General features: G+C 70.1%; 10 protein-coding genes and 1 riboswitch. Of the genes, 4 read left to right on the forward strand and 6 right to left on the reverse strand.

The annotated features are described in order from the left end of the window. Nucleotides 1-210: 210 nt before the first annotated feature. Together cobO and cobU are read right to left on the reverse strand one after the other, a co-directional pair. Nucleotides 211-810 carry a cob(I)yrinic acid a,c-diamide adenosyltransferase gene (gene cobO / locus BSZ14_RS18040; RefSeq protein WP_415412606.1) on the reverse strand — a complete coding sequence of 200 codons (600 nt, stop codon included), beginning with the start codon at nucleotides 808-810 and terminating at the stop codon, nucleotides 211-213. Beyond that, nucleotides 810-1,334, reverse strand: coding sequence for a bifunctional adenosylcobinamide kinase/adenosylcobinamide-phosphate guanylyltransferase (cobU, locus tag BSZ14_RS18045; RefSeq protein WP_076711964.1), 525 nt, complete (start codon nucleotides 1,332-1,334; stop codon nucleotides 810-812). Before cobU ends, cobO begins: the two co-directional genes overlap by 1 nt. 27 nt (nucleotides 1,335-1,361) lie before the next feature. On the opposite strand from cobU, the gene BSZ14_RS18050 reads away from it, so the two are divergent. Genes BSZ14_RS18050 through BSZ14_RS18060 form a run of 3 tightly spaced genes read left to right on the forward strand, consistent with a single transcriptional unit; the run spans nucleotide 1,362 to nucleotide 4,724 of the window. Further along, nucleotides 1,362-2,351, forward strand: a complete 990-nt coding sequence (locus BSZ14_RS18050; RefSeq protein ID WP_241823829.1) for an aminotransferase class I/II-fold pyridoxal phosphate-dependent enzyme — start codon at nucleotides 1,362-1,364, stop codon at nucleotides 2,349-2,351. Beyond that, nucleotides 2,344-3,282: an adenosylcobinamide-phosphate synthase CbiB gene (gene cbiB / locus BSZ14_RS18055; protein ID WP_076711966.1), complete on the forward strand. Its 939-nt coding sequence runs from the start codon at nucleotides 2,344-2,346 to the stop codon at nucleotides 3,280-3,282. Before BSZ14_RS18050 ends, cbiB begins: the two co-directional genes overlap by 8 nt. Further along, nucleotides 3,270-4,724: a cobyric acid synthase gene (locus tag BSZ14_RS18060; protein WP_076711967.1), complete on the forward strand. Its 1,455-nt coding sequence runs from the start codon at nucleotides 3,270-3,272 to the stop codon at nucleotides 4,722-4,724. Before cbiB ends, BSZ14_RS18060 begins: the two co-directional genes overlap by 13 nt. Here the strand turns inward: BSZ14_RS18060 and cobS are convergent. The 4 genes from cobS to BSZ14_RS18080 are packed head-to-tail and all read right to left on the reverse strand — an operon-like array spanning nucleotide 4,709 to nucleotide 7,390. After that, a complete protein-coding gene (cobS, locus tag BSZ14_RS18065) occupies nucleotides 4,709-5,425 on the reverse strand; it encodes an adenosylcobinamide-GDP ribazoletransferase (protein WP_076711968.1) in 717 nt (238 codons plus the stop codon). The two genes, BSZ14_RS18060 and cobS, sit on opposite strands and share 16 nt — an antisense overlap. Beyond that, nucleotides 5,422-5,979, reverse strand: a complete 558-nt coding sequence (locus tag BSZ14_RS18070; protein WP_076711969.1) for a histidine phosphatase family protein — start codon at nucleotides 5,977-5,979, stop codon at nucleotides 5,422-5,424. Before BSZ14_RS18070 ends, cobS begins: the two co-directional genes overlap by 4 nt. After that, nucleotides 5,976-6,986 (reverse strand): nicotinate-nucleotide--dimethylbenzimidazole phosphoribosyltransferase, encoded by a 1,011-nt coding sequence (gene cobT, locus BSZ14_RS18075; protein ID WP_076711970.1) that lies wholly within the window; start codon nucleotides 6,984-6,986, stop codon nucleotides 5,976-5,978. The genes BSZ14_RS18070 and cobT overlap by 4 nt, the downstream gene beginning before the upstream one ends. Continuing rightward, nucleotides 6,983-7,390, reverse strand: a complete 408-nt coding sequence (locus BSZ14_RS18080; protein ID WP_042484528.1) for a DUF1636 domain-containing protein — start codon at nucleotides 7,388-7,390, stop codon at nucleotides 6,983-6,985. Before BSZ14_RS18080 ends, cobT begins: the two co-directional genes overlap by 4 nt. A gap of 90 nt (nucleotides 7,391-7,480) precedes the next feature. After that, nucleotides 7,481-7,665: riboswitch (cobalamin riboswitch) on the reverse strand. A gap of 102 nt (nucleotides 7,666-7,767) precedes the next feature. Here BSZ14_RS18080 and fumC point away from each other — a divergent pair. Then, nucleotides 7,768-9,168, forward strand: a complete 1,401-nt coding sequence (gene fumC / locus BSZ14_RS18085) for a class II fumarate hydratase (RefSeq protein WP_076711971.1) — start codon at nucleotides 7,768-7,770, stop codon at nucleotides 9,166-9,168. Nucleotides 9,169-9,357 lie beyond the last annotated feature (189 nt).

The raw sequence follows: 9,357 nt of genomic DNA on the forward strand, positions 1-9,357 counted from the left end.
CCGCAGGCGGGAGGGTTTGGGGGAGGGCATGGCCCCAAGCTGCATCACCTGTGGCCCAGCCCCCACCCCAAACCCCTCCCCCCTGCCGGGAGGAGGGGCTTCGAGCCTATCGCTTGGCCAAGAGTGTCTCCCCTCCCGCAGGCGGGAGGGGTTGGGGGAGGGCATGGCCCCAAGCCAAACGCTTTGTGGTGTATCCCTCCACGCCGAAGCTCAGAATTCGATACCCTTTTGCGCCTTCACGCCCTGTTCGCGGAAGGGGTGCTTCACCTGAGTCATGTCGGTCACCAGGTCTGCGGCCTCGATCAGCGCCTCCGGCGCGTTGCGGCCGGTGATGACGACATGCGTCATCGCGCCCTTGGTCGCCAGCACCTCCAGCACCTCGTCGACGGGCAGATAGTCATAGCGCAGCACGATATTCAGCTCGTCCGCGACGATCAGGTCATAGGACGGATCGGCGATCATCCGCTTGACCTCGTCCCACGCGCCCCGCGCGGTGGCGATGTCGCGGGCGCGGTCCTGCGTGTTCCAGGTGAAGCCTTCGCCCATTGCGTGGAAATCGACCTCGGGAAAGCGCGCCAGCACCGCCGCCTCACCGGTGGTCATCGCGCCTTTCACGAACTGGACCATGCCGACGCGCATGCCATGGCCGACCGCGCGGATCACCATGCCGAGCGCGGCGGTCGTCTTGCCCTTGCCCTTGCCGGTATGGACGATGATCAGGCCCTTTTCGGCGTCGCGCGCGGCGACCTTGCTGTCCTGGGCGGCCTTTTTTTTGGCCATGCGCTCGGCATGTTCGGCGTCGGTTCGCATCATTTCTCTCCTGAAAGCCGCATGGGAAGCCCCGCCACCACCAGATCGGTCGCGTCGCATACCCGTGCCAGGCGCTGGTTGAGCGTCCCTTGCGCATCGCGAAAACGCCGCGCCAGCGCATTGTCGGGAACGATGCCGAAGCCGACCTCGTTGCTGACCAGCACCACCGGCCCGGCCGCGTCGGCCAGCGCAGCGACCAGCGCCTCGCCCGCCGCCGCCAGATCGGCCTCGCCCAGCAACAGGTTGGTCAGCCAGAGCGTCAGGCAGTCGACCAGAACGACACGGTCGGCGCGGGCGTGCCCGGCGATAGCCTCCGGCAGGGCGATAGGTGCCTCGACCGTCGTCCAGCGTTCGTCGCGATCGGCCTGGTGCCGGGCGATACGGTCGCGCATCTCGTCGTCCCAGGCCTGCGCGGTCGCGATGAAGCAGCCTTGGCGCGTCATCGCTTCGGCCCGCGACTGGGCATGGCGGCTCTTGCCCGACCGGGCACCGCCGAGCACGAGGATGGTTCGGGGCTTTGTCATGCCTTTCCGCATCGCGGGAGCGGGCCGATGACGCAAGCCCCCATGGCCGCGCTGACCCATCATGGCGGCCGGATCGACGCGGCTAAGGCACTGTTTCCCGATGCCCCGACGCCGTGGCTGGACCTGTCGACGGGGATCAACCCGGTGGCCTGGACCCCGCCCGGGGGGCTGGAGGTCGACGCCGCCCCCTTGCCGGATCGCAGCGCATTGGCCCGACTGGAAGCACGGGCAGCGGCGCATTTCGGCGTCGCGGCGGAGCGGGTCGCGGCGGTGCCGGGCAGCGAGATGGCGCTGCGCCTGTTGCCGTTGCTGGGCGTGCCGCAGCCGATCGTCGCGATTCGACCGAGCTATGGGACGCATGGCGCGGTCGCCTCTGCGCGGGTCGACCAGTCCGCGCTAGACGATTGGGCGGGGCAGGCGGGAAGCCTGTTGCTCGCCAATCCCAACAATCCCGATGGCGTCCATCGCTCGCCCGAGCAACTGGCCCGGCTGGCGGCGGCGCAGAAAGGGGCGGGCGGCTGGCTGATCCTCGACGAAGCCTTTGCCGACGCGATGTCGGGAAGCGGGTTCGATGGCGGCGAACAGGTCGTGGTGCTGCGGTCGTTCGGCAAGTTCTTCGGGCTGGCCGGGGTGCGGCTGGGCTTCGTCATGGCCGCGCCGGAGATACTGGCGCGGCTGCGCGACCTGCTGGGGGACTGGCCGGTGTCGGCGCACGCCATGGCCTGGGGCAGCGCGGCTTATGCCGATCGCGCATGGATCGCGGCGACCCGGATCGCGCTGGTCGAGCGGGCGGCGGCGCTGGACGCGGTGCTGGCGCATCATGGATTGACCGCGAAGGGCGCCTGTCCGCTGTTCCGCATGGTGGAGACGCCGGGGGCAGCCGCCATCTTCCGGCGACTGGCGGCGGCAGGTATATTGGTGCGGCCGTTCGCCGACGCGCCGGGGCGGTTGCGCTTCGGCGTGCCCGCCGCCACGGCGGAGCTTGAACGATTGGATAAGGCATTGCGGCATGGCTGATCCTGTGGCGCTGATCGCGCTGGCGCTCGATGCGGCGATCGGCTGGCCCGACCGGCTCTATGCGCGTGTCGGTCATCCGGTGGGGGCATTTGCGCGGTTTCTGAATCTGGCCGAGCGGTTCGGCAATTCGCCGAAGCGGCCCGAAAGTGTGCGGCGGGGGCTGGGCGTTGTCACCATGATCCTGTTGATCGCGCTGACCGGCGGGCTTGCATGGTGGATCGACCGGGAATCGCACCTTTTGCTCGGTCGCTGGGGCTGGATCGTCAGCGCGCTGCTGGCCTGGCCCGCGCTCGCGCAGCGCAGCCTGTACGTCCATGTCCGCCCCGTGGCCGACGCGCTGCTACGCAGCGACCTGCCCGCCGCCCGAGCGCTGGTCGCGCGGGTGGTCGGGCGCGATACCGGGCGGCTGGACCAGGCGGGCGTGTCGCGCGCGGCGATCGAGACGCTGGCGGAAAGTTTCTGCGACGGCATCGTCGCGCCGCTCTTCTGGTTGCTGCTGCTCGGGCTGCCGGGGGTGTGGATGTACAAGGCGATCAACACCGCCGACAGCATCATCGGGCATAAGGAGCCGCGCTGGCGGGCGTTCGGCTGGGCGGCGGCGCGGATCGACGACGGGGCGAACTGGCTTCCGGCGCGGATCGCGGGCGTGCTGGTGTGCGTCGCGGGTGCTGGCGGCTGGGCGGTGATGAAGCGCGATGCGCGTGCCCATGCCTCGCCCAATGCGGGCTGGCCCGAGGCGGCGATGGCAGGCGCGCTGGGCGTCGCACTGGCCGGGCCGGTCGCCTATGACGGGGTGACCCAGATCAAGCCGTGGATCGGGCGCGAGGGGCGGCCCGCGTCGCCCCGCGACATCGTGACCGCCCTGCAAGTCTATGCGCGCGCCTGCCTGCTGCTCTGGGTGATCGCGGGGAGTGCCGCATGGCTGGCGTGATGATCCAGGGCACGGGATCGGACGTCGGCAAGTCGGTGCTGGTCGCGGGCCTCTGCCGCGCCTTCGCCAATCGAGGGCTGCGCGTCCGGCCCTTCAAGCCGCAGAATATGAGCAACAATGCCGCCGCCACGCCCGATGGCGGCGAAATCGGCCGGGCGCAGGCGACCCAGGCGATGGCGGCGCGGGTGACGCCGCATGTCGACATGAATCCGGTGCTGCTGAAGCCGCAGGGGGACCGCACCTCGCAACTGATCGTGCGGGGGCAGGTGCGGGGGATGCTGCCCGCGTCGAAATGGCGCGAGGGGCGGATCGGGCTGCTGCCCGAGGTGGTCGACTGCTATCGTCGGTTGGAGGCGCAGTGCGACCTCGTGATCGTCGAGGGCGCCGGGTCGCCCGCCGAGGTCAATCTGCGCAGCGGCGATATCGCCAATATGGGCTTTGCCCGTGCGGCGAACGTGCCGGTGGTGCTGGCGGGGGATATCGACCGGGGCGGGGTGATCGCCTCGCTGGTCGGCACCAAGGCGGTCATAGACCCGGCGGACGCCGCGATGATCCGGGGCTTTCTGGTCAACAAGTTTCGCGGCGACCCCGCGCTGTTCGCCGACGGCATGGCAACGATTGCCGAGCATACCGGCTGGCACTCGCTGGGGCTGATCCCGTGGCTGGCCGATGCCGCGCGCTTGCCCAGCGAGGACGCGGTGGTGCTGGAACGCGGGCGCGCCGGTATGGGCGGGCGGGTCGTCATCGCCTGTCCGATCACGCCGCGCATCGCCAATTTCGACGATCTCGATCCGCTGCGCCTGGAGCCGCAGGTTGATCTGGTCATGGTCCGCCCCGGCGAGCCGATCCCCGATGCCGCGATGATCGTGCTGGCGGGATCGAAGGCGACCATCGCCGACCTGGCCTTTATCCGCGTACAGGGCTGGGACATCGACATCGCCGCGCATGTCCGGCGCGGGCGGCCGGTGCTGGGCTTGTGCGGCGGATACCAGATGCTGGGCCGCTCGGTCGCCGACCCGGACGGGATCGAGGGGCCTGCCGGGACGGTCGCGGGACTGGGGCTGCTCGACGTGGAGACCGTGCTGACCGGCGAGAAGACCGTGCGGCCGGTGACGGGCGAGGCGCTGGGTGCGCCGTTCTCGGGCTATGAAATCCATCTCGGGCGGACCAGCGGCCCCGATACCGCGCGGCCGGTAGGGTATCTCGCCAATGGCCGGGCGGAGGGGGCGATCCGCGCCGACGGGCTGGTCGCGGGCAGCTATGTCCACGGCCTGCTGGGCGAGGCGGGACAGCGCGCGGCATGGCTGGCCCGGATCGGCGTGGCGGGGCAGGGGCCGGATCACCGGACCGATGTCGATGCCGCGCTCGACGCCATCGCCGCCGTGCTGGAGGCGCATGTCGATTGCGACGCGCTGCTGCGGATCGCTCAGGGCAGGGCGTAAAGGACGGCGGCGAGGAGCAGCGCGGTTTCGGTCAGTTCGATGCCTGCGCCATGCACGTCGCCGGTCACCCCGCCCAGCTTGCGCCGGAACCAGAGCGTCAGGGCCATGAGGACGATCGGCGCGACCGCCACCGGCGGATAGAGCAGGCCCAGCACGAGCGCGGCGAATATCCAGCCGATCATGTCGACCGGCCGGACCGCCTTGGCTACCATCGCCCCCAATCCGCCGGGCTTCAGCGGCGGCAGCATCCGCGCCCAGACCAAAGGTCCGATCCGTGCGGCGGCCGGGATCAGCGCGATCCACGGCCAGCCCTCGGGCGGCACGCGGTGGAGCAGCACCAGCTTGGCGGTCAACTGCATTGCCAGCGCGACCACGCCGAAACTCCCGATATGCGGATCGGCCATCACCGCCAGCAGCCGCGACCGATCGCCATGCGCCGCGCCCAGCCCGTCGGACAGGTCGGCCAGCCCGTCCAGATGCAGCGCTCCCGTCGCCCAGACCCAGGCGACCAGTGCCGCCAGCGCGCCCGTCCACGGGTCGACCAGCGCGCCCAGCCAGCCCGCCCCGGCCACGATCACCCCGATGACCAGCCCCGCAACCGGGTAGAGCCGGATGGCCTGCGCAAAATTCGCTTCGTCCGCCTCGACGCGCGGCATGGGCAGTCGGGTGAGGAAGCCCAGCGCGACGATCAGCGCCTTCATGCCGTCACCAGCCCCGTCACCTGCGCGCTGCGGGGCGCACCGTCCCACACCTCCAGCGTGACCAGCGCCGCATAGGGCAGCGCGAACGACCAGCACGCACGCAGATCGAACCCGCACAGCACATGCAGGGCCGCGCGGATCGCGCCGCCATGGGTGACGACCAGTGTCGGCTCGGGCGGCAGGTCGGCAATGGCCGCCCGCACCCGGGCAACCAGATTGGACCAACGCTCACCACCCGGCGGGGGCGCGGTATCGGGATCGTCCCAGAAGCGGGCCAGCGCCTTCGGGGCGATCTCGGCCGCCGCCAGTCCGTCCCAGTCCCCGAAATCCAGCTCCCGCCAGCGCGGATCGATCTCGGTCGGACCGATTGCCTCGGCACAGGCCCGCGCGCGCGACAGGTCGGAGGCTATGCGGCGGGTGACGTCCAGCCCGCCCGCCCGCGCGACACAGGCTGCGATGCCCCCGGGCGTGGCGGGGCTGTCGGTTCGCCCGAGCATCCGCCCCGTCAGTTCGGGCTCGCCGTGACGCAGCAGATGGAGACGAAAGCCGGTCACGCGCCCGAGATGCCCGCCTCGGCAAAGGTCGCCATGCCGTCATGCGCCGCGATGGCTGCACGGATGACCTGCACCGCCACCGCCGCGCCGCTCGCCTCGCCCAGCCGCATGGCGAGCGACAGGATCGGCTCGAGTCCCAGCCGCGCGAGCAGCAGGACATGGCCCGGCTCGGCCGAGCAATGGCCCGACAGGCAATGCGCGCTGATCGCCGGATTGGCATGGGCCAGCGGTGCGATGGCGGCGGTGCCGATAAAGCCGTCGAGCACCACCGGGATCCGCTTGTGGCGTGCGGCCAGCACCGCGCCCGCCATGCCTGCGATCTCGCGCCCGCCCAGACGGCGCAGGATCTCGAAGGCGCTGGTCAGATGCTCCCGGTGCAGTGCGAGTCCCTCGGCCACCACCCAGGCCTTGCGCTGAACGCCCTCGGCATCGATGCCGGTGCCCGGCCCGACCCACAAGGCGGGTGCTCCCCCGAAACTGGCGGCGGCCAGCGCGGCGGCGGCGGTGCTGTTGCCGATTCCCATCTCGCCCAGCACGAGCAGGTCGGCATCACCCACCGCCTCGGCACCGGCGGACAGCGCGGCCAGGCATTCCTCCTCGGTCATGGCGGGCGCGGCGGTGAAGTCGGCGGTCGGTCGGTCGAGGTCGAGCGGCACCACGGCCAGTTCCAGCCCCGCCGCCGCCGCCAGTGCGTTGATCGCGGCCCCCCCGGCGGCGAAATTGGCGACCATCTGCACCGTCACCTCAGCCGGAAAGGCGCTGACGCCGCGCGCGGTGACGCCGTGATTCCCTGCGAAGATGACCGCACGGCCGCGCTCGATCCGGGGCCGCTCGACGCCCTGCCATCCGGCGAGGAAGATCGCGATGTCCTCCAGGCGGCCCAGCGAGCCCGGCGGCTTGGTCAACTGCCCCTGCCGCGCGGTCGCGGCGGCGCGTGCCTGGTCGTCGGGCTGGGGCAGGGTGGCGAGCGCGGTCTCGAACGCGGCGATGGTGGGGAAGTCGCTCATTCGACGACATATCCTTCGGGGGGCGTGCGGGTCAGGAAATGGCCTTTCACCCCTTGCGGCCATTGCTTGTAGGGCACCTGTCCCCAGTCGCTGTCGGCATAGGCGCGGGCATAGTCCAATATGGCGCGCGCGGCGTCGTCATCGGGGGTGAACTTCCCCATGACGTATCCGACCTTGCCGGGGCAGCGTAAGTGGACGGTACAGAAGGACTGGCAGGCGAAGAGGCAGGGCATCTCCTCGACCGCGACATCCGCATAGGCGGGGTCGGAGGCCTGCACCCGGCGCAGCGCCTCGACCAGCAGCGCGCCGCCGCGCTGGCCGTCTTCGTTCTCGCGCACCTCGTCGGACAGGCGGCAGGTGTTGCAGGCGACCACGGCGGGGCCGTTCGCGGCGGGCTTCAGCATGAAATCGGCTTGTACATCGGGCAAGTCTCCAAAGGCGCTGTCGCCGCGCGAGGGGAAAGCCCCGTTTCGTCCGGTACACCCTGACCAGCCGAAGGACGACCGCGACGGGCAGGTCTCATGGCTCGCGGGTCGGGGCCGGTCCGCCGCCTTCTCGGGCATTACCCCAATGGCGTCGTGGCGGGCGGCTCGCCGCTTACAGTTGCAGGGGCAGCCGGGGTGTCGCACCCCATTCCCTTTTCATCCTCTTTCGAGGAACCTGTCGCGAGGGCGGCGATAGGCGGGTGGGGGGCGGGTGGCAAGCATTCTGCCCTCCTCTGTCGACGACATGACGACTATGTAACGGGGAACCCCTGACCCCATCGGTGAGTCCCTGTCGCATGACCCAGAACGCCACCACCCGCACCGAAATCGACTCGATCGGCCCGATCGAAGTCCCCGCCAGCGCCTATTGGGGCGCACAGACCGAGCGCAGCCTGGAGAATTTCCCGTTCGGGCCACGCGAGCAGATGCCGATCGGCATCGTCCATGCGCTGGCCATCGTGAAGAAGGCGGCGGCGCGGATCAATCGCGGCCATGGCCTGGCGGCGGACAAGGCCGATGCGATCGAGGCGGCGGCGCAGGAGGTGATCGACGGGCGGCATGACGACCAGTTCCCGCTGGTCATCTGGCAGACCGGATCGGGCACCCAGTCCAACATGAACGCCAATGAGGTGATCGCGGGCCGCGCCAACGAGATGCTGGCGGGTGAGCGCGGCGGCAAGTCGCCGGTCCACCCCAATGACGATGTCAATCGCGGCCAGTCGTCCAACGACACCTTCCCGACCGCGCTGCATGTCGCCGCCGCGATTGCCGTGACGAAGCAGCTTTTCCCCGCGCTCGACCGGCTCCACGCCGCGCTGGAGGCCAAGGCGAAGGAGTGGGACTCCATCGTGAAGATCGGCCGCACCCATTTGCAGGACGCGACGCCGCTGACCCTGGGCCAGGAATTCTCGGGCTATGTGCAACAGCTCTCCAATGCCCGCGACCGGATCGAGGGGACGCTCCACCGCAATATCCTGCCGCTGGCGCAGGGGGGCACGGCGGTCGGGACCGGACTGAACGCGCCGAACGGCTTTGCCGAGGCGATCGCGGCGGAGATCGCCGAGGCGACCGGCCTCGACTTCGTGACCGCGCCCAACAAGTTCGAGGCGCTGGCGAGTAATGACGGGCTGGTCGACCTGCATGGCACGCTGAACGTGCTGGCGGTGGCGCTGACCAAGATCGCCAACGACATCCGCCTGCTGGGCTCCGGCCCGCGCTCGGGGCTGGGCGAGCTGGAACTGCCTGCCAACGAGCCGGGCAGCTCGATCATGCCGGGCAAGGTCAACCCGACCCAGTGCGAGATGCTGACCATGGTCGCCGCACAGGTCATCGGCAACAATGCCGCAGTCACGGTCGGCGGCCTGCAGGGCCATCTGGAGCTGAACGTCTTCAAGCCGCTGATCGGCGCGAACGTGCTGCGCTCGATCCATTTGCTGGCGGTCGGCATGGAGAGCTTTGCCGAGCGCACGGTCGAGGGGATGACGGTCAATCGCGACCGGATCACCGATTTGCTCGACCGCTCGCTGATGCTGGTGACGGCGCTGGCGCCCGAGATCGGGTACGACAACGCCGCCAGGATCGCGAAGCACGCGCATCAGAAGGGGCAGACGCTGAAGGAGGCCGGGCTGGAACTGGGGCTGGTCGACGAGGCGACCTTCGACCGGGTGGTGCGGCCGGAGTTGATGCTGGGGCGGTGAGATTGGGGTTAAGCCTGTTTACCCCCGCTCCGTTCAGCCTGAGCGAAGTCGAAGGCCAAGGGGATGCATCAGCCAAGCCGCGATAGCGGGGCGTGCGCTTCGACTTCGCTCAGCGCGAACGGAGGGGGGAGCAGTTCCCCCCCCCACAGGAATCACCCCAGGTCCCACCCTTTCGCCGGATAAGCGGGC

Source organism: Sphingomonas sp. Sph1(2015) (genome assembly GCF_001970915.1).
In the GTDB taxonomy this organism is placed as follows: Bacteria; Pseudomonadota; Alphaproteobacteria; order Sphingomonadales; family Sphingomonadaceae; genus Sphingomonas; species Sphingomonas parapaucimobilis.